This window comes from Thiorhodococcus drewsii AZ1, assembly GCF_000224065.1.
GTDB classification, from domain to species: domain Bacteria; phylum Pseudomonadota; class Gammaproteobacteria; order Chromatiales; family Chromatiaceae; genus Imhoffiella; species Imhoffiella drewsii.
Genome location: NZ_AFWT01000027.1, coordinates 37,007 through 60,587, shown reverse-complemented (window position 1 = coordinate 60,587; position 23,581 = coordinate 37,007). Strand labels below are relative to the sequence as shown.

At 62.8% G+C, this 23,581-nt stretch carries 26 protein-coding genes; 7 read left to right on the top strand and 19 right to left on the bottom strand.

The annotated features are described in order from the left end of the window. Positions 1 to 62: 62 nt before the first annotated feature. Together rpsR and rpsF are read right to left on the bottom strand one after the other, a co-directional pair. Positions 63 to 287 carry a 30S ribosomal protein S18 gene (gene rpsR, locus THIDRDRAFT_RS16710; protein WP_007042066.1) on the bottom strand — a complete coding sequence of 75 codons (225 nt, stop codon included), beginning with the start codon at positions 285 to 287 and terminating at the stop codon, positions 63 to 65. Positions 288 to 355: 68 nt separating this feature from the next. Then, positions 356 to 772 carry a 30S ribosomal protein S6 gene (rpsF, locus tag THIDRDRAFT_RS16705; RefSeq protein ID WP_007042065.1) on the bottom strand — a complete coding sequence of 139 codons (417 nt, stop codon included), beginning with the start codon at positions 770 to 772 and terminating at the stop codon, positions 356 to 358. 212 nt (positions 773 to 984) lie between these two features. Between rpsF and THIDRDRAFT_RS16700 the strand changes: the two genes are divergently transcribed. Together THIDRDRAFT_RS16700 and THIDRDRAFT_RS16690 are read left to right on the top strand one after the other, a co-directional pair. Continuing rightward, a complete protein-coding gene (locus THIDRDRAFT_RS16700; RefSeq protein WP_007042064.1) occupies positions 985 to 1,470 on the top strand; it encodes a cyclic nucleotide-binding domain-containing protein in 486 nt (161 codons plus the stop codon). Positions 1,471 to 2,435: 965 nt separating this feature from the next. Beyond that, entirely contained in the window at positions 2,436 to 2,636 is a 201-nt protein-coding gene (locus tag THIDRDRAFT_RS16690) for a YgaP family membrane protein (RefSeq protein WP_007042063.1), read from the top strand. A gap of 46 nt (positions 2,637 to 2,682) precedes the next feature. Here the strand turns inward: THIDRDRAFT_RS16690 and THIDRDRAFT_RS16685 are convergent, their stop codons facing one another. Beyond that, positions 2,683 to 3,258: a hypothetical protein gene (locus tag THIDRDRAFT_RS16685; protein ID WP_007042062.1), complete on the bottom strand. Its 576-nt coding sequence runs from the start codon at positions 3,256 to 3,258 to the stop codon at positions 2,683 to 2,685. A gap of 84 nt (positions 3,259 to 3,342) precedes the next feature. Between THIDRDRAFT_RS16685 and THIDRDRAFT_RS16680 the strand changes: the two genes are divergently transcribed. The 4 genes from THIDRDRAFT_RS16680 (at position 3,343) to THIDRDRAFT_RS16665 (ending at position 6,770) form a co-directional block, all read left to right on the top strand. After that, on the top strand, positions 3,343 to 4,017 hold the full coding sequence (locus THIDRDRAFT_RS16680) for a Fe2+-dependent dioxygenase (RefSeq protein WP_007042061.1): 675 nt from the start codon (positions 3,343 to 3,345) through the stop codon (positions 4,015 to 4,017). Between the two features lie 127 nt (positions 4,018 to 4,144). Continuing rightward, positions 4,145 to 4,684: a glycine cleavage system transcriptional repressor gene (locus tag THIDRDRAFT_RS16675; protein ID WP_040845148.1), complete on the top strand. Its 540-nt coding sequence runs from the start codon at positions 4,145 to 4,147 to the stop codon at positions 4,682 to 4,684. Positions 4,685 to 4,783: 99 nt separating this feature from the next. Next, positions 4,784 to 5,257, top strand: coding sequence for a peroxiredoxin (locus tag THIDRDRAFT_RS16670; protein ID WP_007042059.1), 474 nt, complete (start codon positions 4,784 to 4,786; stop codon positions 5,255 to 5,257). Positions 5,258 to 5,354: 97 nt separating this feature from the next. Beyond that, entirely contained in the window at positions 5,355 to 6,770 is a 1,416-nt protein-coding gene (locus tag THIDRDRAFT_RS16665; protein WP_007042058.1) for a PhoH family protein, read from the top strand. A gap of 118 nt (positions 6,771 to 6,888) precedes the next feature. Here the strand turns inward: THIDRDRAFT_RS16665 and THIDRDRAFT_RS16660 are convergent, their stop codons facing one another. From THIDRDRAFT_RS16660 to THIDRDRAFT_RS16600, 13 genes are all read right to left on the bottom strand, one after another. Further along, positions 6,889 to 7,344 (bottom strand): BLUF domain-containing protein, encoded by a 456-nt coding sequence (locus THIDRDRAFT_RS16660; protein WP_007042057.1) that lies wholly within the window; start codon positions 7,342 to 7,344, stop codon positions 6,889 to 6,891. A gap of 90 nt (positions 7,345 to 7,434) precedes the next feature. After that, on the bottom strand, positions 7,435 to 8,754 hold the full coding sequence (locus THIDRDRAFT_RS16655) for a TldD/PmbA family protein (protein WP_007042056.1): 1,320 nt from the start codon (positions 8,752 to 8,754) through the stop codon (positions 7,435 to 7,437). Beyond that, on the bottom strand, positions 8,751 to 10,193 hold the full coding sequence (locus tag THIDRDRAFT_RS16650) for a TldD/PmbA family protein (RefSeq protein ID WP_007042055.1): 1,443 nt from the start codon (positions 10,191 to 10,193) through the stop codon (positions 8,751 to 8,753). Before THIDRDRAFT_RS16650 ends, THIDRDRAFT_RS16655 begins: the two co-directional genes overlap by 4 nt. Before the next feature lie 65 nt (positions 10,194 to 10,258). Further along, positions 10,259 to 11,176 (bottom strand): response regulator, encoded by a 918-nt coding sequence (locus THIDRDRAFT_RS16645; RefSeq protein ID WP_007042054.1) that lies wholly within the window; start codon positions 11,174 to 11,176, stop codon positions 10,259 to 10,261. Positions 11,177 to 11,309: 133 nt separating this feature from the next. Then, the gene (gene truD, locus THIDRDRAFT_RS16640) at positions 11,310 to 12,374 is read right to left on the bottom strand and encodes a tRNA pseudouridine(13) synthase TruD (protein WP_007042053.1); all 1,065 of its coding nucleotides are present in this window, start codon (positions 12,372 to 12,374) and stop codon (positions 11,310 to 11,312) included. Further along, positions 12,367 to 12,846 (bottom strand): 2-C-methyl-D-erythritol 2,4-cyclodiphosphate synthase, encoded by a 480-nt coding sequence (gene ispF / locus THIDRDRAFT_RS16635; RefSeq protein ID WP_007042052.1) that lies wholly within the window; start codon positions 12,844 to 12,846, stop codon positions 12,367 to 12,369. The genes truD and ispF overlap by 8 nt, the downstream gene beginning before the upstream one ends. A gap of 175 nt (positions 12,847 to 13,021) precedes the next feature. Next, positions 13,022 to 13,729: a 2-C-methyl-D-erythritol 4-phosphate cytidylyltransferase gene (ispD, locus tag THIDRDRAFT_RS16630; RefSeq protein WP_007042051.1), complete on the bottom strand. Its 708-nt coding sequence runs from the start codon at positions 13,727 to 13,729 to the stop codon at positions 13,022 to 13,024. Continuing rightward, complete coding sequence (ftsB, locus tag THIDRDRAFT_RS16625) at positions 13,726 to 14,019, bottom strand: cell division protein FtsB (protein ID WP_007042050.1); 294 nt, start codon at positions 14,017 to 14,019, stop codon at positions 13,726 to 13,728. Before ftsB ends, ispD begins: the two co-directional genes overlap by 4 nt. Positions 14,020 to 14,083: 64 nt before the next feature. Then, entirely contained in the window at positions 14,084 to 15,361 is a 1,278-nt protein-coding gene (gene eno, locus THIDRDRAFT_RS16620) for a phosphopyruvate hydratase (protein ID WP_007042049.1), read from the bottom strand. A gap of 160 nt (positions 15,362 to 15,521) precedes the next feature. Beyond that, entirely contained in the window at positions 15,522 to 16,316 is a 795-nt protein-coding gene (locus tag THIDRDRAFT_RS16615) for a TIGR01458 family HAD-type hydrolase (protein WP_007042048.1), read from the bottom strand. Between the two features lie 88 nt (positions 16,317 to 16,404). Then, positions 16,405 to 17,745, bottom strand: coding sequence for a GGDEF domain-containing protein (locus THIDRDRAFT_RS16610; RefSeq protein ID WP_007042047.1), 1,341 nt, complete (start codon positions 17,743 to 17,745; stop codon positions 16,405 to 16,407). 292 nt (positions 17,746 to 18,037) lie between these two features. Continuing rightward, a complete protein-coding gene (kdsA, locus tag THIDRDRAFT_RS16605; RefSeq protein ID WP_007042046.1) occupies positions 18,038 to 18,874 on the bottom strand; it encodes a 3-deoxy-8-phosphooctulonate synthase in 837 nt (278 codons plus the stop codon). After that, positions 18,871 to 20,514, bottom strand: coding sequence for a CTP synthase (locus tag THIDRDRAFT_RS16600; protein WP_007042045.1), 1,644 nt, complete (start codon positions 20,512 to 20,514; stop codon positions 18,871 to 18,873). Before THIDRDRAFT_RS16600 ends, kdsA begins: the two co-directional genes overlap by 4 nt. Positions 20,515 to 20,791: 277 nt before the next feature. On the opposite strand from THIDRDRAFT_RS16600, the gene fnr reads away from it, so the two are divergent. Continuing rightward, a complete protein-coding gene (fnr, locus tag THIDRDRAFT_RS16595; RefSeq protein WP_040845165.1) occupies positions 20,792 to 21,553 on the top strand; it encodes a fumarate/nitrate reduction transcriptional regulator Fnr in 762 nt (253 codons plus the stop codon). A gap of 33 nt (positions 21,554 to 21,586) precedes the next feature. Here fnr and dnaQ read toward each other — a convergent pair whose 3' ends face one another. Genes dnaQ through THIDRDRAFT_RS16580 form a run of 3 tightly spaced genes read right to left on the bottom strand, consistent with a single transcriptional unit; the run spans position 21,587 to position 23,505 of the window. After that, entirely contained in the window at positions 21,587 to 22,306 is a 720-nt protein-coding gene (gene dnaQ / locus THIDRDRAFT_RS16590) for a DNA polymerase III subunit epsilon (protein ID WP_007042043.1), read from the bottom strand. Continuing rightward, complete coding sequence (gene rnhA, locus THIDRDRAFT_RS16585) at positions 22,287 to 22,748, bottom strand: ribonuclease HI (protein WP_007042042.1); 462 nt, start codon at positions 22,746 to 22,748, stop codon at positions 22,287 to 22,289. The genes dnaQ and rnhA overlap by 20 nt, the downstream gene beginning before the upstream one ends. Further along, on the bottom strand, positions 22,741 to 23,505 hold the full coding sequence (locus tag THIDRDRAFT_RS16580; protein WP_007042041.1) for a class I SAM-dependent methyltransferase: 765 nt from the start codon (positions 23,503 to 23,505) through the stop codon (positions 22,741 to 22,743). The genes rnhA and THIDRDRAFT_RS16580 overlap by 8 nt, the downstream gene beginning before the upstream one ends. Positions 23,506 to 23,581: the final 76 nt, after the last annotated feature.

Here is a 23,581-nt window from a genome sequence, read left to right as displayed (position 1 = left end):
CGCGCCGAGAGTCAACATGGACGCCGCGAAGCGACGACCCATGACCCCGAGCGCGCCCTCGATCAGTGGCCGTCGGTGTAGGGGAGCAGGGCCAGATAGCGCGCGCGCTTGATGGCCTGGGCCAACTGACGCTGATACTTGGCCGAGGTACCGGTAATACGGCTCGGCACGATCTTGCCGGACTCGCTCACATAGGCCTTGAGCAGGTTGAGATCTTTGTAATCGATCTCGGTGATGCCTTCAGCGGTGAAGCGGCAATAGCGCTTGCGGCGAAAGAAACGGGACATGGATTTCTCCGTAGTTTTTTAGCTTGAGCGGGATTCGCGATACGCGACGGATTCAGACGAGCGACAGATCAATCGTCGCTGGAATCGCTGTCACGGGAGCGGGAATCGTTATCACGGGAACGGGAATCGTCGTCGGACGAATCGGAATCGGAACGCTCGCGCTCCTCGCCAGTCTTCGCGAGCGGCGAAGGCTCGGTGACGGCGTCCTTACGGCTGACGATCAGATTGCGCAGAACAGCGTCGTTGAAACGGAAGGTGTTCTCGAGTTCGTCGATCGCTTCCTGATCGCACTCGACGTTCATCAGCACATAATGCGCCTTGTGAACCTTGTTGATCGGATAGGCCAGCGGACGCCGCCCCCAATCCTCAAGGCGATGGATGACACCGCCACGCTTCTCCAGATTGCCCTGATAGCGCTCGATCATGCCGGGCACCTGCTCGCTCTGGCTGGGATGAACCAGAAAAACCACTTCGTAATGTCGCATTGCTGCTCCCTTCGGATTGGCAGCCTCCCGACGAAAATCGGTGAGGCAAGGAGTATCCCCGATATTTCAGGGAATCGCGCATTCTATATGAAAAGCACGCAACGACAAAACCCTAAAAAAACAACCCATCGCGAATCACCTCGCTTGATCAAATTCCAACCCTGGATCAAACTGACAGAACATCAGTAAATCAGAATATTCGGGGCTTCCAGATGAGCATCGAGAACGACTTCTCCTCGCTTCGCCGGTCTAGCCTGAGCGCCAGCCTCACGGACGATGAGGTCGAGGCGCTCGCCGTCATCGCCTATTGCAGACGACTCGCCGACCAAGAGGTTCTGATCAAGGAAGGAAACGTGGACAACAGCCTGCACATCATCACGGAGGGGGCGATCGCGGTAACGCGCGATGTCGGCAAGGGCGAATACACCACCATCCATGTGCTGCGCACCGGCGACCTGGCGGGCGAGATGGGCTTTATCAGCGGACAATCCCATACGGCGACGCTGCGCTCGCTCGGACGCACTCAGGTCTGCAGCTTCGAGCGCGAAGCCTTCGAATCGCTCCTGGCCGAACACCCCTGGCTGGTCTATCGGGTGATGCAGAACATCGTCAAGGTGAGTCAGGACATTCTGAGACGCATGAACGCGCAGCACGTCGAGCTGACCAAATACGTCAGCCGCTCGCATGCCCTCTACTGATGAGCGCCTAGAGAGCCCGAGATGCGGATCGCTCGCCGAGCTATCGCGACTAAAGGTCCTGCCCCCCTGTCCGAGCTTTCGCACCGCGCCCTCGACCCCGCGTTGTGCGCGCTCCAGCAGATCGCGCCCCTGTCCCAGCATTGCCCGACCGACCGCATCGGCCAATTCGCGACCAGAGGTCAGGCGGCCGTTCAGGATGACGCGATTCGGCGAGGTCGAGTAGGCGGACAGGGGGTCGGCCAGCGTCAGAGCCGTATCCTCGACCGCATCGTAGCGATAAAAACAGGCCGCGCGCATCGATTGGGTCGAGCCATCCCCGGCGCGTGACTCGAAACCCAGATTCACCTTCAACTCTTCGCTGCGACGTATCTGGGTCTCGACCCGGGTCCATTCGACCGATTCGAACGTCGGTCGCGACAGCTCCAATGCGAGATCCTTGCACAGGACGACCCGCACGTCCTCGCCGGAATCCGAGCACCCGTTCACCGCAACGACTCCGGCCACCAAAAGCGCGCGGATCACGGCACTCCGTAGATTCGAGAAGATGGCATTCATGCAAAGACTCCAGGAAACAGCAGCATTATTTATAGATGAACGGATCGGCACTGCGAAAGAACGTCAGAACACCACATATCGCAATCACGCAGGGCGAGCGCAACGCGTATACTAGGCGCGCCAATGCCATCCCTCTTCAGATGCATGCCGATCGGAGCAGGGACTCATCACAACAGAGGGCCGCGATCAGAGCGCCTTCCTCCGAGGAATCGCTCGCGCCGAACCGACAACGACCGGCGGACGAACTCAGCCTCCCCCGTAAGGACACGACCGACAAGTCCGCCAACCGCACAAAGACCGACGTCCCCGAAGGCATGCGCGCTCGACCAATATTCGGACGCTGCGGCCTCAGGCACGAAACGACGAATCAACGCACGACACCTTAAACTCAAATAGCAGGAGATTCGACGATGACACTTCCTAAGAATGTCGGAACCATGGACCGCAACATCCGCTTGGCCGTAGCAGGCGTTCTCATCCTGGCCGGGCTCATTGCCAACTCAGTGCTCCTGGACATCCTGGGCCTGATCGTGCTCGCCACCGGCGCGTTCGGCACCTGTCTGGCCTACGTCCCGCTCAAGATCGACACCACCGAGAAGAAGGAAGGCTGATCCATCCGGTTTTCGGCCGAGGGGCGCGGCCATGCGGCCACGCCCCTCACGCTTCGCCCTTCAGCAAAGACTCGTAGCGCTCTCGAAACGCCGCCTGACGCAAACGTCCCGCCTCCTCCTCTGTAGCGATCAGCGGCGAATCGCACCAGTCCCCGGACACGGCGTCGAACACCGAGAAACGGTAGCCTCGACCGACCTTGAAGACCTTGCTCACCGCGTTTCCAGCCTGCTCCATCGCCTCCAGCTTGCTCAATCCCGGCGCCATTTCCACAGCCACGGCGGTCGATTCGACTGGCCGTTCCTCGATCTCGAAGCTGTTGTTTTGCACCTCGCCCTGGATGTCGAGCTGGACCGATTTCAACCCCGGCATCCGCGCCAAGAGATAGCCCGCCATCATGACTCCGAGCCGCTCGTTCTCGGACTCCATGGCCGTCAGGAGCTTATCGGCCACGATCTGGCAGCGCTGAACCCGATCCGGACACTCCACCCACTCGCGCCCCATCTGCCAGCCACCGTCCATGTCGCTGTCGAGCTTATCGAAGAAACCCTCCGCCTGACCGAGCAGCGCATCCGGCACGTTGAGCTCGCAGACCTGATCGTCGATGATGGCATTCAGGATCATAGACACCCCCTCGTCTTATAAAGATGTGGATTCATCGGTATGGGGCGATTCCCGCCCCCACGGACACGCGTGGAACCTCAGACCATGCTACTCACGATTCCCGAGCTTCTGAACCCGGCTCAACTCGCTAAGATCCAGGAAACCCTCGCCGACGCCCCATTCGTCGACGGCAAACTCAGCGCCGGCTTCGCGGCGGCCCGCGTCAAACACAACCAGGAGCTCGGCCCGGATCCGCAGCGTCAACAGCGACTGACCCGAATCCTCATGGCGAGCCTGGGCCACCACCCGACCTTCCGCTCCGGGGCATTTCCGCACAAAGTGGCCGAACTCGTCTTTGCCCGCTATACGCCAGGCATGGCCTATGGCGAACATGTCGACGACCCCATCATGGGTACGAACGGACCGCGTTTTCGTAGCGACGTCTCCATGACCGTCTTCCTCAATCCCCCCGAAGCCTACCTCGGTGGAGAACTGGTGATCCGAACCTCATTCGGCGAACGCCAGGTCAAGCTCCCGGCCGGAGACGCGGTCATCTATCCCTCATCGAGCCTGCACCGGGTCGCCGAGGTCGAACAGGGCGAGCGGCTGGTCGCACTCACCTGGATCCAAAGCTATGTGCGCGATCCGGCACAGCGCGAACTCCTCTACGAACTGAATCTGGCCCGCGAACAACTGCTGACGGATGCTCCAGATCAGTCGACGACCGCCTACGTGAACCGCACATACGCCAATCTAGTGCGAATGTGGAGCGATCTCTAGCCAGAATGGAGGATTCGGCCCGGCACACCGCCCCCCCATCAGCGGCAATGTGGTTGCAGGTTAGCCCATGCTAAACTGCCCCGAGCAATACAGCCTCCCTAATAAACTCAGGACCCCCGGCACCTCCATGACCAGGCAGAAGACATTCCTCGTGATCTCGGCACTCGGCGAAGACCACCCAGGTATCGTCAACCAACTCTCGCAGGCCGTGCTCGACCATGGCTGCAATATCGAGGACAGCCGCATGACCGTCCTCGGCGGGGAATTTGCGGCGATACTGCTAGTGGAAGGCAAGTGGAACACACTGGCCAAGATCGAAAACACGCTTCCCGAGCTCGAACGCCAGCTCGGTATGACCATCATTTCCAAACGCACCGGCGAGCGCGCCTCCGGACGCAACCTACTGCCCTATGCGGTAGACGTGGTCTCCATGGATCACCCCGGAATCGTCAACAACCTGGCCGGATTCTTCGCCGAGCGCAGCATCAACATCGAGGACATGGCGACCAGCACCTATGCCGCCGCCCACACGGGCACGACCATGTTCTCGGTGCACATAACCGTCGGCATTCCAGCCGACATCCACATCGCGGGTCTGCGCGAGGAATTCATGGACTATTGCGACGGACTCAATCTGGACGCGGTGTTGGAGCCGCTCAAAGGCTGATCCACTCAACCCGGGGAGGACGTCCCCACCCGGACCCTCGGCGGATCCGCGCGGCGCCCTCCTCGTTTCGACGACGAGCTGAATTCGGAGCCCTCGACCATGCCTCCCGCTATCGGTGCAACGATCCCAGATCTCGAACGGCCGGCCACCGGCGACCAGACCATCAAGCTCTCCGATTACCGGGGCAAGCAACTCGTCCTCTATTTCTACCCCAAGGCCAGCACGCCCGGCTGCACCCAGGAAGGACAGGACTTCCGCGACGCCACCGACGCCTTCGCCGAGGCCAACACACTGATCCTCGGCGCCTCGCGCGACGGCATCAAGGCCCAGGAAAACTTCAAGGCCAAGCAGGGATTCCCATTCGATCTCATCTCGGACAAGGACGAATCACTCTGCCAGGCGTTCGACGTCATCAAGCTCAAAAAGATGTACGGCAAGGAGAGCCTGGGCATTGAGCGCAGCACCTTCCTGATCGACGCCGAGGGCGTCCTGCAACGCGAATGGCGCCATGTGAAGGTCAAAGGCCACGTCGATGAGGTTCTGAGCGCCGCACGCGAACTCGCCGGACGCTGACCTTTTCGACGCCAGCCCCTGAAGCCGGCATCGGGCCGGCTCCGCCGCCAGTCCCACGCCAGTCCTTCAGGACGGCCAACCGATCCCCCGGCACCCCATGATCAAGCGCGAAAACGACAAGCCCTGCCTGTTCATCTTGGACACCAACGTGCTGATGCACGACCCGACTGCGCTCTTCCGCTTCCAGGAGCACGACATCTTCCTGCCGATGATGGTCCTGGAGGAACTCGACCACGGCAAGAAGGGCATGTCGGAGGTCGCCCGCAACGTGCGCCAGGTCAGTCGCTTCCTCGATCAACTGATGGTCGACGCGGACAAGCAGGAAATCGACGCCGGACTAGAGCTTATGCAATCCGGTACGAGCGGCGGCGTCGCCAGCCCCGCCACGGGACGCCTCTTCTTCCAAACCGAGCCGCTCGATCTCAAGCTGCCCAACTCACTTCCCGGCAGCACACCGGACAACAACATCCTGGGCACCGCCCAGGCGTTGCGCGAGCTGCGCAGCGACCGTCAGGTGATCATCGTCTCCAAGGACATCAACCTGCGGATCAAGGCCGCCGTGCTCGGTATACCGGCCGAGGACTATTCAAACGATCAGGTCCTGGACGACGCGGATCTGCTATACACCGGGCTCGAGATCCTGCCTGAGGACTTCTGGGAGCGTCACGAGAAGAACCTCGACGCCTGGAAGGAGGAAGGACGCACCTTCTATCGCGTCATCGGACCGGATGTCGCCGACTGGTACAGCGCTCAATGTCTCGCCCTGAGCGAGGACGCCAGCTTCGAGGCGATGGTGCGCGAGAAGCGCTCCGACACCGAGGCCGTCATCGAGCTGATCGAGGACTACCGGCTCCCGCGCCGCAATGTCTGGGGCATCACGGCGCGCAACCGCGAGCAGAACTTCGCGCTCAACATGCTGATGAATCCGGAGCTCGACTTCGTCACCCTGCTCGGCTCGGCCGGAACCGGCAAAACGCTGCTCGCGCTGGCCGCCGGGCTGGCGCAGGTGCTCGATCGCGGTCTCTACCGCGAGATCATCATGACCCGCGTCACGGTCCCGGTCGGCGAGGACATCGGCTTCCTGCCCGGCACCGAGGAGGAAAAGATGACGCCTTGGATGGGCGCCCTTATGGATAACCTGGAGGTACTCACCCAACCCGAGGGCGGCGAGTGGGGTCGAGCCGCGACCAACGATCTCATCCGCAATCGCATCCGCATCTCATCGCTCAACTTCATGCGCGGACGCACCTTCCTCAACAAATACATCATCCTCGACGAGGCCCAGAACCTCACCGCCAAGCAGATGAAGACGCTCATCACCCGCGCCGGACCTGGGACCAAGTTCGTCTGTCTGGGCAATATCAGCCAGATCGATACGCCCTACCTGACCGAGACCACCTCCGGCCTGACCTATGTGGTGGACCGCTTCAAGAACTGGCCGCACAGCGGGCACATCACACTGATGCGCGGCGAACGCTCGCGACTCGCCGACTTCGCCTCTCAGGAGTTGTAGGGCGACACCCAAAAAATCTTTCGCCGGTTGGCGCCGTCCGAGCATTCCGGGATCCGCTCCGGTACGAGGACGGGCCAACAAGGCCCGATGAAAACGCCCTCGCGCCGCGAGCCCCCCCTCAGTCCGCCCCGTCCTCCCAAGGCCGTCCCTGGCACAGGAAACGGGCGTCGAGCAGCAGCGCGTAGACCTCGTGGAGCCGCTCCGGAATCAGAATGGCGCCGTCACGAACCGAATACTTGTGTTCCAGCAGATCACGCGCCGGCTTGGGTAGGTCGTAGAGATCGACCAGAGACATGCCCCAGTCGTCGAAATAGCGCTCCGCGATCGGCTCATAAGAGATTAGCCTCAGATCCTGATGACGCCCGTCGGCCATGATGAACCCATAGAGCTGGTTGACCGCTTGCGCCGGCCCCTCCAGTACCTGCAGGAATTGGTCGCCACTCAGGATCAGCATGCCGGTGATCCCAGCGGCCCGGTTGTTCTCGGCGCTCTTTGCGATAAGGTCGCGCAAATCGGCGTTGTCGATAAAGCCGTCTTGACAGGTGCTGCGATAGATGAGGCGGCAGTTTTCCATGATTCCCTCCAAAAACGGATCCCAAGTCACCGGGGATAGGTCGGCATCATTCGCGATCGGCGCTCCGAGGAAACGGTTTCTGCTGATCGCCTAAAGCGCCAGGTCGATCCCAGACACCAACAACCCAGGCAGCAAGGCGCTGCTCGTCGAGCGCCCGTCGTAGGTATCGGCGGAGAGTATGAGCTCTCGATCCCGCGTCAGAGCTTCCAGCCGATCGCCCAGCACATGATAGAGGCTGTCGTCGAACCGCATCACCTTGACCGGCCCCTGGACCTCGCCCTTCTCGATCCAGAAGGTACCGAAACGGGTCATTCCGGTGACGCGGCAGTCGTTGGCGTCGGACCAGTTGCAATACCAGAGATTGCCAATATAGAGCCCCGTATCCAGTCGGGCGGGGACATCCGCGAGCGACAGATCGCCCGCATCCAGGGCGAGCGACTCGGGCGACGCTCCGGCGGCATTCACGGACTCACCGTACTCCTTGGCGCTGCGGGCATCGACCAGGCACTCGGCATGACGGCCCTGCTCGATCAGCGCCACGGAGTCGGGCTGCAGAAACCCCTCGGCTGTGAAGGCCGGCGCCAGACCGCGCGACGACTCCTCGCGGATGCAAATCCTCGGATCCAGATGTCGCTCGCCCCGAATCAGCTTGAGCAGAGGCGTTTGCTGGGTGCGATGATTCTTGAGATCGAATCCGCCCCAGGCCAACATCTCCATCAGCTCCTGGACGGCCGCCGGCGCCAGATAGGCGCGATAGCGACCCGGCGCGATGGTCACGGCTGGCTGCGCCATCACGTGCAAGGCATCCCGCATGGCGCCCAACTTGCTGCGCAGGACAGAGGAATCCCAACGGAATCCGCCGTAGCCCGATTTGAGCGCCTTGTCGGACTCCAGATAACAGCTCCAATCCAGATTGAAGCTGTTGCTCTGATGCCAGTGACGATGACCGATTGAGCTCGACAATCCCTCCTGGATCTCCCCGCTCGCCCAGATTCCGACCAGATCCAGCCCCTCGGCCGCGCCGATCAGCTCGGCCAACGCCTCCTCGACCGGCGGCAGCTCGGCCTCGACTCGGCGCTGACTCTCGCTCGGCTCGGTCGAGTAGTTGAGATAGGGGTCCTCCGGGACATGCCCGATGCGCTTACGCAGGGCCTGGAGCAAACGGATGGCCCGCAACAGATCAGGACCGGACTCGCCGGCCAGATCGCAGCTGCCCTCGGCCTGGCGCGCGCCGGAGATGAGCGTCAGCCCCAGGGCGGCCGAATGCACGTTCCCCGCCTGCCGGATACGATTACGGGTCAGGCGAACGAAGTCGGAGGTCTCGCCGCCCAACGAGCAAAAGAGGATCTCCTCGCCTTCCAATCGGGTAAAGAGACGCTCGGCCAGTTTTTGAAAGTACTCCTGGTTCATTCACCACCCCCGAAGACGGCAACGTCGCGAAACAGACACGGCGGCGAGGCATGTCCGACGAAGATGGCCTGATTCGGCTCGCCCTTGCCGCAGTTGGCGACACCGCAGACCTCGCGGGTCTCGGGACCTCCGACCCCATCCAGACTGCGCCAGAATTCGGCCGAGATCCCTCGGTAGCCGGGATTGCGCACCAGGCCGGTCAGCTGGCCGTCCTCGATCAGACGCCCGAGCTCGCAGCCGAACTGGAACTTGTTGCGACTATCGTCGATCGACCAGGAACGATTGGTATCCATGAGCACACCGCGCTCGACCCGAGCGATGAGGTCCTCGAGACTCCCCTCACCCGGCTCCAGATTGATGTTGCCCATGCGATCGATGGGCGGACGATCCCAACTGGATGCGCGGCTGCAGGCCACGCCAGACAGACCGGCACGCGCCTGGGACAGCGGAGCGCCGAGCGGTCGCTCCAGGATGCCGCGCCGAATCAGATAGCGGCGACCGGCCGCGTTGCCCTCGTCGTCGGCGACCATGGAGGCCAGCTCGCCAGGTACCGTGGGATCGAAGGTGACATCCAGCAAATCGGACCCATAGCGATAGCGGCCGAACATGCCGGGCGTGACGAAGCTGGTCCCGGCATAGTTGCGTTCGTCACCGAGGATCCGGTCCAGTTCGAGCGGATGGCCGATACTCTCGTGGATCTGCAGCGCCATCTGATTGGGCAGCAGAATGAGGTCGCGGGTGTCGGAGGGACATTCCGGGGCGTCAAGCAAAGCGATGGCCTCCTCCGCGACGCGCGGAGCCTCTTCCAACAAACGCGCGGCGGCCAGACGCTCCAGCCCGCCCTGTTGCACGCTGTCCGCACCGCCACCGTGGCGGCGCTGCGTCTGAGAGCCGGCATTGGCGACGGCCAGCAGTCCGGGAAAGACGTATTCGAATCGCTGCGCGATACGCCCGCCGTCGCTGGTCACCAGGAGCTGTTTGAGCCGGCTGCGGGTGATCCAGGCCGAGCAGTCGAGGATCCGCTCGTCGATGTCGAGCGCCGCGTCGGCCCGCTGCAGCAGATCGAGCTTGTCCGCGACCGACATTCCTTTCCACGGCTCGGAGACCGGGGAGCGATAATCGGCCACCGTCGCGCTGCGCGGAAAGAGATCGGCCTCGAAGAGACCGTGACTCGCGTGCATGCGAGCCCAGTCTGCCGCGCGCTCGGCGGCACTGCTTAGGCCAGAGGGGCTGAGATCGCTGGTGGCGCCATAACCGACCCCGCCAGCGGTGACGATCGTGACCATCGCGCCCAGCGTGGAGGCGATGACGCTGGGCTCGACCACGCCCTGTCGCACCTCCAGATGGTCGGACTCCTCGGCGACCAGACGCAGGGTCCAGTAATCGCAGGAGGGTGCCCGCGAACGAAAACGTTCAGCGATGTCGTCGAGTAGTTCCATGGTTCGAGCGCGTCCGTCTGGCTTGTAATGAACCGACTTTCGTCAGACGCGCCCCGCTTGTCAACCTAGGGGTCAGGTTGGCCGCCCTCTTCACCCTCCTCGACCGGGACGACCGTGACCCTGACCTGGCTGCCGCAGCCGAGGTATTCGAGCGAGCTGAAGGCCAGATGGCGCGCCATCGCAATCCCGCGCCCGTGGCTGTCGAAGGCGCGCGCGGTGTCCAGATCCAGATAGCTGCCCCACTCGAATCCAGCTCCCTGATCGGTAATGAGGAAGGAAAGATGGTCGGGCTCGCGACGGAACTCGATGGTTGCAACACGATCGGCCTGAGCCGGGTCGGCCAAACGCCGCTCCACCTCCGCCTGCCAGTCCCCGGCCTCGATCAGCCGGCCCTTCTCGGCATAGTCGATGCCCAGATTGCCGTGTTCCACGGCATTGAGCATGAGCTCAGAGAGGCCCATCGAAACCGTCTCCGCATGAGAGCAGGCCTGTGCCAGCACGGATGCCAGCATCGAGACATCATCGAGATCGCGGAAGGTATAGGTCGCCTGTCGGGTCATGGAGAGCATGCCCTTCATCTCCGAGCCCAGGCGCGCGAGATCGCGCCGGCTGCGCCGGTCGTCCAGCGCGGCGGCGAGGATGCTGGTCAGCGCCTTGGTCGAATAGGGCTTCGCAAGGTAATACCAGGCACCGGCCGCCAATCCCTCGGCGACTTCCTCCGAGCTGTCGGCCGCGCTCTGCATGATGACCGGGACATCCCTGAAGCGCTGATCGGCTTTGAGTCGACGCAGCACGTCGATACCATCCATGCGCGGCATCATGCGATCGAGGATGACGCCATCGAAGACGTCCGGCTCCGATTGCAGTATCTGCCAGGCCTCCAGTCCGTCATGGGCAAAGCTCAAGGCGTGATCGTCACCGAGACAATGCGCAATGATTTCGAGATTGATGGGCTCGTCATCGACGATCAACAACCTAGCCATGTCACACGCCCTTTCGTTTTGGATTTTCCACGCAAAACCTTAGCCCTCCTTCGCGTTCCCTCGAACCGTGAATTGGGACACCACACGATAAAATCCAGCAGACAACATGGCGCACGCAGCAAGGCTTTCTCGATCAGTCCTCGGATCGATCCTGCGTCCAATCGATCAATTCGCGCAGCACGGCCGTGGCATAGGCACCAGAGGTCAGGGAGAATTCAAGCACCAAATCGTCGCCTTGCAGCTCGCCCAGAAGATCCGTCACACCAAGACGCAGCGCACGGCGCTCCTGCTCCATGCCGAAGGTCGCGAGCCCCAGCGCCCAATCGTCGAATTCACGGGCGACCGACTCTTCGAGCGTGCGCGTAATACCGAGGCTCGGCGGCATCGCCGCACCCCAAAGGGGACCGGTCGGATGTACGTCCATGCGCCGTGCGCGCTCGTCGAGCGTCTCGTCGATCAGCTCCGCAACGAAGAAAGAATGGCTGGCGTCGAGCTGGAGACAGTCGCCGTCCAGCGGACGATCCCAATCGCCGCGCTCGACGCGTCTGGCCAACACCTCGTTGAAGATCTGAGAACGCGCCGCAGACAGCCAGAGGCTACGTAGATGACGCGGAACACGCCGTGCCGCACCGGAAAAGAGCTCACCCGCACGGACTAGATTTCCATCCTCGCGTCCGAACCGCTGCTCGCCGAAATAGTTGGGAACGCCACGCTCGACGATCGCCGCGATCCGCTCGGACAGCCGAGCCGCGTCGAGGTGGCAGTCGCGAACCCGGATCCGAAAGCGGTTCCCCTGCAACGCCCCTCGACGCAGCTTACGCCGATGGGCATGCACCTCCAGCACCTCGATCCCCAGAGGCGCCAGCTCGGACCAATCCGGCAGCGACTCACGCGGACGCGGCAACGAGAACCACTGACAGGTGACCGCGTGGCGATCCTTGAGTCCGGCATAACCGACCGCCGACGGGGTCGCCCCGGCCAAGGCGGCCAGCTTGCGTGCCACCCACTCGGTATTGGCGCCAGTCTTGCGCACCCAGAGCAGGAGATGATCGCCCTCGCCGTCCGGCTCGAAACCGAGGCGCTCCTCGACCTGAAAATCCTCGGGGAGCGCGCGCAACCGACCGCTTCCGAGTGGGCCGCCATAGACCCTTGGCAGGGCCGTGAAACGCGTCCAGCGTGGAGACGGGATCTCAGTCATCGGATTCATTCAGGAGCACGGCCGCCGAGGCCGCAATCCCCTCGCCACGCCCGGTGAATCCCATCTTCTCCATGGTCGTCGCCTTGACGTTGACCCGCGCGACCGAACAGCCAAGATCGCCGGCCAGGACCTCGCGCATGGCGTCGATATAGGGGGACAGCTTGGGCTGCTGAGCGATGAGCGTCAGGTCAGCATTGCGCACCGAAAGACCACGCTCGACAAGGCTTTCCATGACGCGACGCAGCAGGATACGGCTGTCGATTCCCGCGAAGGCCGCGTCGGTATCGGGGAAATGACGCCCGATGTCGCCCAGTCCAGCGGCACCGAGTAAGGCGTCGCAAAGCGCATGGATGAGGACGTCGCCGTCCGAATGGGCCAGCATCCCCTGGTCGTGAGGAATCTCGACACCGCCCAGAATGAGCGGACGATCCGGCGCGAAACGATGGGCATCGAAGCCCTGTCCGATAAGCATGTGTCAGCCTCCAGCCGCCAGCCCCCAGCCTTCAGCTGCAGTCTCCAACCGTCATCGGGGACTCGCCCATTGCCCTTGTCCATGACCGAAGCCGGGCAATGAAGCGCTGAGGAGAGGGCACCCCGAAGCTGATGGCTGGAAGCTGGCAGCTAGAAGCTGGAAGCTGGAGGCTCCGTCAAATACGTCCCTGCTGCTGCAGGTAGAAACGGGCCAGGGGAAGATCCTCGGCCCGGGTGATTTTAATGTTGTCCGCATGCCCCTCGATCAGACGCGGTGCCTGGCCGAGACGCTCGATGGCCGAGGCGTCGTCCGTCACCAGGTCGTTGGCCTCCAGGGCATCCCGCAGTGCATGCCGCAGCAATCCGAGGCGAAACATCTGCGGCGTGTAGGCATGCCAGAGACTGGAGCGGTCGACGGTGGACGCGATACGCCCACCATCCCCGGCACGCTTCATGGTATCGCGCACCTGGATGCCGAGCAGACCGCCCACCGGGTCGTCGATCAGGGCGTCGATCAGACGATCCAGATCGGCGACCCGCAGACAGGGCCGAGCGGCATCGTGCACCAGAACCCAATCGGCATCGTCGGCGCGGCCGTCGAGCGCAGCCAGCGCATTGAGTACCGAATGACAACGCTCCGCCCCGCCGGGGGCGCGCATCACCTTGGGGTGATCGGCGTAGCAGGTATCGCCCCAATAGGCATCCTCCAGCCCCAGCGCGACCACGACACCGCGAATCCGCTCATCCGCAACGAAGAGATCCAGGGTGTGATCGATCACCGCGCGACCGGCCAGATCGAGATACTGCTTGGGGACTGCGCTGCCCATGCGGCGTCCGACGCCGGCAGCGGGCAACACCGCCCAGAGTGCAGGATGCCCCGTCATTTGGCGACCTCCGGCGTGGGCGCCTCAATGACCTGAATGAAGATCTCTCCGGGTTTGATCATACCGAGTTCGCTACGCGCCCGTTCTTCCACCGCATCCAATCCGTCGCCGAGATCCTCGACCTCGGCCTGTAGCTCCTGGTTGCGTGCAATCAGGCGCTTGCTCTCGTCCTCTTGGAGAGCGATCTCCTGTTTGAGGGCGTGCAATTCGGCGAGGCTACCCTCGCCGACCCAGAGCCGGTACTGGAGGGCGACCAGAAGGACGACCAAAATGGCGATCAGCCAACGCATATCCAGGCCTATGGCGATCAGAGAAAGGGATCAGCGAGACAACGCGATCCCCCATGACAGGGTATCAGAGCCATTTAAAGGCAGAGCGACCCGCATACAGGGCCTCACCGGCCAACTGATCTTCGATGCGCATCAGCTGGTTGTACTTGGCGACGCGGTCGGAACGCGACAGCGAGCCCGTCTTGATCTGCCCAGCACTGGTCGCGACCACCAGATCGGCGATCGTGGTGTCCTCGGTCTCACCCGAGCGGTGCGAGACGACGGCGGTATAGCCGGCGTTGTGCGCCATGGCGATGGCCTCCAGGGTCTCGGTCAAGGTACCGATCTGATTGACCTTGATGAGGATGGAGTTGGCGACGCCCTTGTCGATGCCCTCCTGAAGGATGCGGGTGTTGGTGACGAAGAGATCGTCGCCGACGATCTGCACCTTGCCGCCCAGGCGGTCGGTCATGCGCTTCCAGCCGTCCCAGTCGCCCTCGGCCAGACCGTCCTCGATCGAGAGGATGGGATACTGGGAAACCCAGGCGTCGAGCAGGTCGATCATGCCGTCCGAATCGAGCGTGCGGCCCTCACCCTTGAGCACGTACTTGCCGTCCTCGTAGAACTCGGAGGCGGCCACGTCCAGACCCAGATAGATGTCGGAGCCGACCTTGAAGCCCGTCTTTTCGATCGCCTCCAGGATTGCCTCGATCGCCGCCTCGTTGGAGGCAAGATCAGGGGCAAAGCCGCCCTCGTCGCCCACCGAGGTGGCCAAGCCACGACCGTGCAGCACGGATTTGAGGGCATGGAAGATTTCAGCACCGTAGCGAACCGCTTCGCGAATGCTTCCAGCGCCCACCGGCAGGATCATGAATTCCTGGAAGTCGACGCTGTTATCGGCATGCTCGCCGCCATTGATGATATTCATCATGGGGACCGGCAGACGGTAGGGGCCGGCGGACAGCGACTGGAACAGTGGCAGCGCCTTCTCCTGAGCCGCCGCATGGGCCGACGCCAAGGAGATACCGAGCAGCGCGTTCGCCCCGAGTCGACCTTTGTTGTCGGTACCGTCGAGCTCGATCATGCGTTGATCGAGTCCCTTCTGGTCCGCAACCTCCATGCCGATGATGGCATCGCGCAGCTCGCCCTGGATATTGGCGACCGCTGTCTGCACGCCCTTGCCGCCAAAGCGGGATTTGTCGCCGTCGCGAAGCTCCAGCGCCTCGCGCGAACCGGTGGAGGCGCCGGACGGAACGATGGCGCGCCCGATAGCCCCGTCTGCGGTGATGACGTCGGCCTCGACGGTCGGGTTTCCACGGGAATCCAACACTTCACGGGCACGGACATCGACGATTTCAGACATGTTTGATGACTCCTCAAGATTCGAGAGGAGGATTCTAACCCGCCCTGGGGTGACGTGCGCCGTTTCAGCGGAGATAAGGGCCCCAGCGGACAGATTAGCGCATCAGCGCGGCCGTCACCGGAGAGCCACGCATTCGCTGGCGGCTGGCAGCCGCCCCCAATCACCGCGAAGCCGCGAACCAGGTCGGCAGATCGGCGAATGAATCGATCACGGCCGTGGGACGAATCGGCTGCCCGAGATCGCTCGGTTGGAACTTTCCGGTTCTGACCAACAGAGCGCGCATACCCGCGCCTTGGGCGCCGCCGATGTCGCCCCTCAGATCGTCACCGATCATGCAGGTCTCATCGGCACCGACCCCGAGCACCGAGAGCGCGGTCTCGAAGAAGGGCGCGGCGGGTTTGCCCAGCACCACGGCGGACCGCCCGGTCGCCTGCTCCAGCGCGGCGACGAAGGGCCCCGTGTCGAGCCGCAGACCGTCCTCGGCCTTCCAGTAGCGGGTCATACCGAGTGCGACCAAACGAGACTCATTCGAGCGCATCAGACAACGGAAGGCCCGATTGAGCCTGGCAAAGCTCCAACCCTCGCCGAGATCCCCGATCACCACCGCGCCGACTGGTGCCTCGCCTTGCGGATCGGCCAGCGGCAGTTCGGCGAAATCCGAGACGGTCCCCTCCGCGACGAAGAGCGCGATTGGACCTTCGACATGAGCGGCCAGCCAGCCTGCAGCGGCGACTGGTGGGGTCAGGATCTGGCCGGGCTCGGCCGCGATCCCGAGACCGGCGAGCTTCTCGACCAGCATGGAACGCGGACGCGAGCTGGTATTGGTCACGAAGAGGTACGGAAGCCCTTCGCGCCTCAACCAATCGAGCGCCTCGGCCGCGCCGGGAATGGCGCGCTCGCCCTCGTAGAGGACGCCGTCCATATCGATCAGGAATGCACGAATGTGAGTTGCCATCGTCTTCACCTCGCCTCAAACCCTGGATCTGAAGTCAAGACTGTAGGGCGAAGCGGACTGCCTTCAAGCCCAACGGACGCGCGCGCGTTCAGACCACCGTTTCGCCGCCGCCCGCAGCCAATCCGAACCCCGTGGACAGGATCGGCTCGGGCGCGAAGAAGCGATAGGCGTATCCACCCTGACCCTTCGCGCGATAGAGCGCCTGATCGGCATGAACGACCAGGCGCTCGAACGCGTCGTCGTCATCCGGATAGAGACTGATCCCGATGCTGCAGCCGATCTGCACCAACTGCCCGTCCAGATCGATCGGCGCGCAGACCGCCTCCAGAATGCGCTCCGCAACCTGAACGATCGTGGCGCGATCGGCCGCCTCGCCGACCAGAACCAGGAACTCATCCCCGCCATGCCGACAGACCGAATCGCCACCTCTCAGAGCATGACGCAACCGCTCGGAGACCAAGCACAGGAGACGATCTCCAGCCGCATGCCCCAGAGCATCGTTCACCTGTTTAAAGCGATCGAGATCGACGAAGAGTATCGCGACCAGCCCCCCCGAGCGCGAAACCCGCGCAGCGGCCTGGGCAAAGCGGTCCGACTGGGTGCGACGATTGGGAAGCCCCGTGAGCACATCATGGGTCGCCAGGAAGTCGCTACGCGCCTCCGCGCGCTTACGCTCCTCGATTTCGCGGGCGAGATCCCGGTTGACCTCGCTCAATTCCTCGTTGGTCGCGGCCAATGAGCCGGCCAGATGCTCGTTCTGAATCCTCAGCTCGATATTGCGACTGACGATCGCGCTCACCTGCCAGACCGTCACGATCATGGTGATCTCGAAGGCGATCGAAAATCCAGCCATGAACAGGGCATCATGATCTCCCTGCCAAATCAGCACACCGACCAAGGAGACGGCCATCGGCAGCGTGAACGCCAGGTAGGCCGACCTCACTGAGCCCAGGGTCGCCACCGCAGCAGCCACCATTCCACCGATAATGAAGGGCGCGAAAACGGCCTGAAATGGATTGGCGTAATGTATCAGCAAGACGCAGAAGACGCCCCACCAGACACTCTGGAAGGCCAGAACGAAAAACAGGGCGCGCACCCAGACATCCGCAGAGGGCCGCCGATCGCCCGACCATCGGTTGTACCGCCAAGCCATCCAACCGCGAACCAGAGCGATCAGCATGAAAACAGCGAACCAAGACACCAATAAGCTCGCCGGCATCAGCGGAAATGCGACAACCAGCGCCAACACGGCCACCAGCAGGTTGCCGGTCAGTGCCGCGCCCGTGTTAGCGAAGAGCACGGCGATCCGTTCGGCGCGAATACGCGCGCCCAGGTCCGGCTCGCAGGCGCCGGCGGATTGAACGCCGGGAATCAACCCGAGGAAGTGACGACCGGTCGACACGAGGGTTCGAGCAGATGGCGATGGCATCTGAAACGGCTCTCGATGATCAGTGCTCCAAATCGATACGGAGCTGAAGAGAAAATCGGGAGTCGATCCGCACGGACCAAGACATTCAGCAACGCATTCCCGATACTAGCCAACGGCACGACACTATCAGGAAACGCACCAGCGTATCTGTTAAGGCCGTCCCGGAAAGTCACATCACCACTCCCAGGCGCTTGTGCGCAAGGATCATCACCTAGAGTGTTCGAGGCTCGACCTCACCGAGCCGAAATATCGCGTGCCCGCGATTCCCCCCAAAGCGGCAACAGATGCTGCTTTAGAGGGTCGACTCGGCAAACTCGGCAGACTTCACCAAACGGTCGATCTCGATCAGGGTCACGAGCAACTCGCGCATGCGCCCCAGCGGCCAGGCATTGGGTCCGTCGCTCAGAGCCCGGTCGGGGTCGGGATGGGTCTCCATGAAGACACCGGAGACCCCGGCGGCGACGGCCGCACGCGCCAGAACCGGCACGAACTCGCGCTGCCCGCCCGAGCGATCGCCCTGCCCGCCCGGCAATTGCACCGAATGGGTCGCGTCGAAGACGACCGGACAACCGGTCTCGCGCATCACGGCAAGCGCACGCATGTCGGAGACCAGATTGTTGTAACCGAAGGAGGCCCCGCGCTCGCAGACCATGATGTGCGCATTACCGGTCGAGCGCGCCTTCTCGACCACATGGCGCATGTCCCAAGGCGCCAGGAACTGCCCCTTCTTGATGTTGACCGGCTTGCCCTGGCTCGCCACGGCGCGGATGAAGTTGGTCTGACGACAGAGAAAGGCCGGCGTTTGGAGCACGTCGACAACGTCCGCGACCTCCGCCAACGGGGTGTCCTCGTGGACGTCGGTCAACACGGGGACACCGATACGGTCCCGGACCGACTCCAGAATGCGCAGCCCCTCGTCCAGACCCGGCCCGCGAAAGCTGCCGACCGAGGAGCGGTTGGCCTTGTCGAAGGAGGATTTGAAGATGAAGGGGATGCCGAGCGCATCGGTCATCTCCTTCAACGCGCCGGCGGTCTCTTGGGCCAGCGTCTCGCTTTCGATGACGCAAGGGCCGGCGATCAGAAACAGGGGCTTGTCGAGCCCGACCTCAAAGCCGGCCAGTTGCATCATGCCGCCATGCCTCCGGTCTTCTCCTGGTGGACCAATGCCGCACGGACGAAGCCCTCGAACAGCGGATGTCCGTCACGCGGCGTCGATGTGAACTCGGGATGGAACTGGCAGGCGATGAACCAGGGGTGATCCGGGATCTCAATGATCTCGACCAGACGGCTATCCAGCGACCAGCCGGAAAAGCGCATGCCGGCATCCTGCATCTGGTGGAGATAGCGATTGTTGAACTCGTAACGATGCCGATGGCGCTCGCGCACCTGAGGCATGTGATAGACGGAACGCGCCAGGCTGCCGGGCTCGAGACGACAGTTCTGTCCGCCAAGCCGCATCGTTCCACCGAGATCGGTCGTCTCGCTGCGGGTCTCGACCTTGCCGGTCTCATCGCGCCATTCGGTGATGAGCCCGATGATGGGATGCGGGGTCTGGCGATCGAACTCGGTGCTGTGGGCACCTTCCAGATTCGCGACATGGCGAGCGTATTCGATCACCGCGATCTGCATGCCGAGACAGATACCGAGATAGGGAATGCGCTTCTCGCGGGCATACTGGGCGGCCGCGATCTTGCCCTCGATCCCACGCTCGCCGAATCCGCCGGGAACCAGGATGGCATCGAGCCCCTCCAGACAGTCGCTCCCGTGCTGTTCGATCTCCTCGGAGTCGACATAGAGCACCTCGACCTTGCTTCCGGTGCGCACGCCGGCATGGGCGAGTGCCTCGGACAACGACTTGTAGGCCTCGGTGTTGTTCATGTATTTGCCGACCATCCCGATGCGAACCTTGCGGGTTGGATGGTCGAAGCCCTCCATGACCCGGTCCCACTCGGAGAGATCCGCCTCGGGCACGTCGAGATGACATTGACGCACGACCAGATCGTCGAGCTGCTGGGCGTGCAGCAAGCGCGGAATGCGGTAGATATTGTCGGCGTCGACCGCCGAGATGACGGCGTTCTCGGGGACGTTGGTGAAGAGCGCGATCTTGCGCCGTTCCTCGTCCGGCAACAGCGTCTCGGAGCGGCACAAGAGGATATCGGGTTGGATACCGATGGAGCGTAGCTCCTTCACCGAGTGCTGGGTCGGCTTGGTCTTGATCTCGCCGGCGGTACGGATGAAGGGCACCAAGGTCAGGTGCATGAAGAGCGCGTTCTCGCGACCCTCCTCGACGCGCATCTGACGGATCGCCTCCAGGAAGGGCAGCGATTCGATGTCGCCGACGGTGCCGCCGATCTCGACCATGGCGACATCCGCGCCCTCGGCTCCGAGACGGATGCTCTGCTTGATCTCGTCGGTGATGTGCGGAATGACCTGCACGGTACGGCCCAGATAGTCGCCGCGCCGCTCCTTGCGGAGCACGCTGTCATAGATCTGGCCCGTGGTGAAATTGTTGTTGCGACCCATGCGGGTGCGCAGAAAACGCTCGTAGTGGCCCAGATCGAGGTCGGTCTCGGCGCCATCGTCCGTGACATAGACCTCGCCATGCTGAAAGGGGCTCATGGTGCCCGGATCCACGTTGATGTAGGGATCCAGCTTGATCATGGTGACCTTGAGGCCACGCGCTTCGAGCAATGCCCCGAGCGAAGCCGATGCAATGCCTTTACCCAGCGATGAAACGACACCGCCGGTGATAAAAATATACTTAGTCATAGGGAAACAAAAGGAGGGTCGAGGGTGATAGCCCGAATGCCCGGACAAACTACCAAAATCGCCGCATCGGCTCAATCGAGCGCGCGATCAACTGAGGCCTGGAATCGCCGCGATCAGGCGCCGAGCGACGAAAGGTATCTGGAGCCGAAAAGCCTTCGTACACGGAATGCCGCCCTTGTATTCTGACGTGGATCAGGTTACAAAATGCTAATATTTGATCCAGATCAAACAGCAGAATGAAAACCCTACCGTCGATGTCAGTCTAAGGGGCGGCGCATTGAATCAGCGAAAAGTGATCTCTCTAGAAACCATCCGTGTCGCCTGTAAAAATTGTACGCTGTCCTCTCTATGCCTGCCCATGGGCCTGGTTGCAGAGGACGTCGAGCGTTTGGACGACATCGTCAAACGAACCCGGCCCCTGCATCGGGGCGACTTCCTGTTTCGCGAGGGCGATCGCTTCCGCTCTCTGTATGTCGTCAAGACCGGATCGGTCAAGACCTTCGCGCCCAGCCCGGAGGGCGGGGAGCAGGTACTCGGCTTCCACCTGCCGGGCGAGATCATCGGCATGGACGCCATCGACAAGGATGCCCATGCCTGTTCGGCCAAGGTACTCGAAACCTCCGCGATCTGCGAGATTCCCTTCAGCCGTCTCGAAGAACTCACCTCGATCATCCCGAGCCTTCAGCATCAGATGTACCGGCTGTTGAGCAAGGAAATCGCACAGGACACGGACATGCTGCTGCTACTCGGCAAGAAGAACGCCGAGGAACGCCTGGCCGCCTTCCTGCTGAGCCTGTCGCAACGTCTGCACAAGCGCGGACTGTCGCCGTCCGACTTCTATCTCAGCATGTCACGGCACGAGATCGGCAACTATCTCGGTCTTGCGGTCGAAACCGTCAGTCGACTCTTCACGCGCTTTCAGGAAGACGGCCTGATGCGTGTCGACCGCAAGCATATCCAATTGCTCGATCTCACCGCGCTCGAATCCCTGGTCGGCGGCTCGGGACAGGGACGCCGCCAGCAGCAACAGCAGACCTGAGGGGCGCCTGGGCGCAACGTTCAGGGCAAAGACTCAGGCGTCCTTGAGCCAGAGACAGCCATCGGAGCAGGCCGACTGAATGGCCGACAGGCGCCGCGCGTGCGCCTCCAGGGCCACATCGTCGGCACGCACCACCCGCAGCGACGGACGCCCTAGGTCGATGCGGCCGCGATGCACCACGCCTGAGCCGCCACCATCCTCTTCCCGCGATTCGCTCCCCAGGTGCAGCGCCACCTGCCCCCCCGTCATAGCGAGATAGACATCGGCGAGGATCTCGGCGTCGAGCAGAGCCCCGTGCAGTTCGCGGTGCGAGTTGTCGACCGAGTAGCGCTTGCAGAGCGCATCCAGGCCGTTGCGCTGCCCGGGATGGAGCCGCCGCGCCATCGCGAGGGTATCCGTCACCGCGCACAGATCGGCGACGCAGGGCGCATCCGGGCGCCAGCGCCTGAATTCGTGATCGAGGAAGCCGACGTCGAAGGGTGCGTTGTGGATGATGAGTTCGGCGCCCGCGACGAAACGCACGAAGGACTCGGCCACCTCGGCGAAGCGCGGTTTGTCGGCGAGGAACTCGTTGGTGATCCCATGCACCTCGATCGCCTCGGCGTCGATCTCGCGGTCGGGCTGAATGTACTGATGGAAGCTGTTGCGGGTCAGGCGGCGGTCGACCACCTCGACACAGCCGATCTCGATGATGCGGTGCCCCTCTTTCGGATCCAGACCGGTGGTTTCGGTATCAAGAACGATCTGACGCACGACTGCCCTCCTGATCGATGACGCCTCGGTTGGCGAGACGGTCGGCGCGCTCGTTTTCGGCATGCCCAGCATGCCCCTTGACCCAGTGCCAGCCGACCTGATGCGCGCCCAGCGCCCGATCCAGGCGCTCCCAGAGGTCGCGGTTCTTGACCGGCTGGCGACCGGCGGTCATCCAACCGTTGCGCTTCCAGCGCGGCATCCACTCGCCGACACCACGCTTGACGTACTGGGAGTCGGTCGTGATCTCGATACAGGTCGGACGGGTCAGCGACTCCAGGGCGGCAATGACGGCCATCAGCTCCATGCGATTGTTGGTGGTCTCGCGCTCGCCGCCGAACAGCTCCTTCTCCACCTCGCCCCAGCGCAGCAGCACACCCCAACCTCCCCGGCCGGGATTGCCCTTGCAGGCGCCGTCGGTGAAGGCCTGAACGCAATCAGACATGACCTGTTCCTCGTGTCGTCGGACGGACCGCGCGGCCCGATAGCAAAGCGGAAGCCTGAGCCATACGCGGGCGCAAAGGCGTGACGGTGGCGACTCGCTTGACCGCGCGCATCACATAGATGCCGCCCAGAATCGGCCAGAAGCGTCGCCCCATAAGGTCGAGCCCACCGCAACGAGGGCCCTGGAGACTCGCCAACGGTGGGCGGAACATCCTGTATTCGCAGCATTCCAGATCGCAGCCCTGCGCCGACAGCCAATCCCGAACCTGTCCGGGACGATGAAAGCGGCCGCACCAGGGCATCCGCCCCTTGGAGCGCCAGAGAAGACGACGGACGCCCCAGGAGCTCAAGGCATTGAATCCCACGATCACGACCCGTCCCTCGGGAATGAGGATTCGTTCGACCTCTTCCAGAACCCCCTGGGGATCGGAAGCGAAATCCAGCGTGTGCGGCAGGAGCACGGCGTCGATGCTGTCGGAGGCGAACGGAAGCCGCTGAACCGAGCCGATGACCCGAGAACCCTCGGAACCAGGCGCGGACTCGAACGGCATGAGAACGCGGTGCCGGATGCGGCTGGCGGCGAGGACGTCCCGAAAGACCTCCGTCGCGCCGATCTGCACCAGATGGTAGCCGAAGGTGGTGTTGAGCAATCCCTGCACGCAGGCACACTCAAGCCTCGCCACCTCCTGTCCGAGCGGGGAGCGATACCAGTCTGGCAAGCGGGCCAACGGGGATTCCTGACGAGTGGAAACGATCATGAGGATGCCTCTTGAGACCGCACATGGTACCCAGGATCGACACGTCTGTCGTGCTGCCGAAGAGACCCAAGCCATG

What these genes read in the sequence shown, in the direction of transcription:
- THIDRDRAFT_RS16600 (WP_007042045.1), bottom strand. Translation starts at nt 20,514, where the DNA reads ATGACTAAGTATATTTTTATCACCGGCGGTGTCGTTTCATCGCTGGGT.
- eno (WP_007042049.1), bottom strand. Translation starts at nt 15,361, where the DNA reads ATGTCTGAAATCGTCGATGTCCGTGCCCGTGAAGTGTTGGATTCCCGT.
- THIDRDRAFT_RS16670 (WP_007042059.1), top strand. Translation starts at nt 4,784, where the DNA reads ATGCCTCCCGCTATCGGTGCAACGATCCCAGATCTCGAACGGCCGGCC.
- rpsR (WP_007042066.1), bottom strand. Translation starts at nt 287, where the DNA reads ATGTCCCGTTTCTTTCGCCGCAAGCGCTATTGCCGCTTCACCGCTGAA.
- ftsB (WP_007042050.1), bottom strand. Translation starts at nt 14,019, where the DNA reads ATGCGTTGGCTGATCGCCATTTTGGTCGTCCTTCTGGTCGCCCTCCAG.
- THIDRDRAFT_RS16675 (WP_040845148.1), top strand. Translation starts at nt 4,145, where the DNA reads ATGACCAGGCAGAAGACATTCCTCGTGATCTCGGCACTCGGCGAAGAC.
- THIDRDRAFT_RS16700 (WP_007042064.1), top strand. Translation starts at nt 985, where the DNA reads ATGAGCATCGAGAACGACTTCTCCTCGCTTCGCCGGTCTAGCCTGAGC.
- THIDRDRAFT_RS16660 (WP_007042057.1), bottom strand. Translation starts at nt 7,344, where the DNA reads ATGGAAAACTGCCGCCTCATCTATCGCAGCACCTGTCAAGACGGCTTT.
- kdsA (WP_007042046.1), bottom strand. Translation starts at nt 18,874, where the DNA reads ATGATGCAACTGGCCGGCTTTGAGGTCGGGCTCGACAAGCCCCTGTTT.
- THIDRDRAFT_RS16610 (WP_007042047.1), bottom strand. Translation starts at nt 17,745, where the DNA reads ATGCCATCGCCATCTGCTCGAACCCTCGTGTCGACCGGTCGTCACTTC.
- THIDRDRAFT_RS16650 (WP_007042055.1), bottom strand. Translation starts at nt 10,193, where the DNA reads ATGGAACTACTCGACGACATCGCTGAACGTTTTCGTTCGCGGGCACCC.
- THIDRDRAFT_RS16655 (WP_007042056.1), bottom strand. Translation starts at nt 8,754, where the DNA reads ATGAACCAGGAGTACTTTCAAAAACTGGCCGAGCGTCTCTTTACCCGA.
- ispD (WP_007042051.1), bottom strand. Translation starts at nt 13,729, where the DNA reads ATGACGGGGCATCCTGCACTCTGGGCGGTGTTGCCCGCTGCCGGCGTC.
- THIDRDRAFT_RS16685 (WP_007042062.1), bottom strand. Translation starts at nt 3,258, where the DNA reads ATGATCCTGAATGCCATCATCGACGATCAGGTCTGCGAGCTCAACGTG.
- THIDRDRAFT_RS16645 (WP_007042054.1), bottom strand. Translation starts at nt 11,176, where the DNA reads ATGGCTAGGTTGTTGATCGTCGATGACGAGCCCATCAATCTCGAAATC.
- THIDRDRAFT_RS16680 (WP_007042061.1), top strand. Translation starts at nt 3,343, where the DNA reads ATGCTACTCACGATTCCCGAGCTTCTGAACCCGGCTCAACTCGCTAAG.
- truD (WP_007042053.1), bottom strand. Translation starts at nt 12,374, where the DNA reads ATGACTGAGATCCCGTCTCCACGCTGGACGCGTTTCACGGCCCTGCCA.
- ispF (WP_007042052.1), bottom strand. Translation starts at nt 12,846, where the DNA reads ATGCTTATCGGACAGGGCTTCGATGCCCATCGTTTCGCGCCGGATCGT.
- rpsF (WP_007042065.1), bottom strand. Translation starts at nt 772, where the DNA reads ATGCGACATTACGAAGTGGTTTTTCTGGTTCATCCCAGCCAGAGCGAG.
- THIDRDRAFT_RS16665 (WP_007042058.1), top strand. Translation starts at nt 5,355, where the DNA reads ATGATCAAGCGCGAAAACGACAAGCCCTGCCTGTTCATCTTGGACACC.
- THIDRDRAFT_RS16615 (WP_007042048.1), bottom strand. Translation starts at nt 16,316, where the DNA reads ATGGCAACTCACATTCGTGCATTCCTGATCGATATGGACGGCGTCCTC.
- rnhA (WP_007042042.1), bottom strand. Translation starts at nt 22,748, where the DNA reads ATGTCTGATTGCGTTCAGGCCTTCACCGACGGCGCCTGCAAGGGCAAT.
- THIDRDRAFT_RS16580 (WP_007042041.1), bottom strand. Translation starts at nt 23,505, where the DNA reads ATGATCGTTTCCACTCGTCAGGAATCCCCGTTGGCCCGCTTGCCAGAC.
- THIDRDRAFT_RS16690 (WP_007042063.1), top strand. Translation starts at nt 2,436, where the DNA reads ATGACACTTCCTAAGAATGTCGGAACCATGGACCGCAACATCCGCTTG.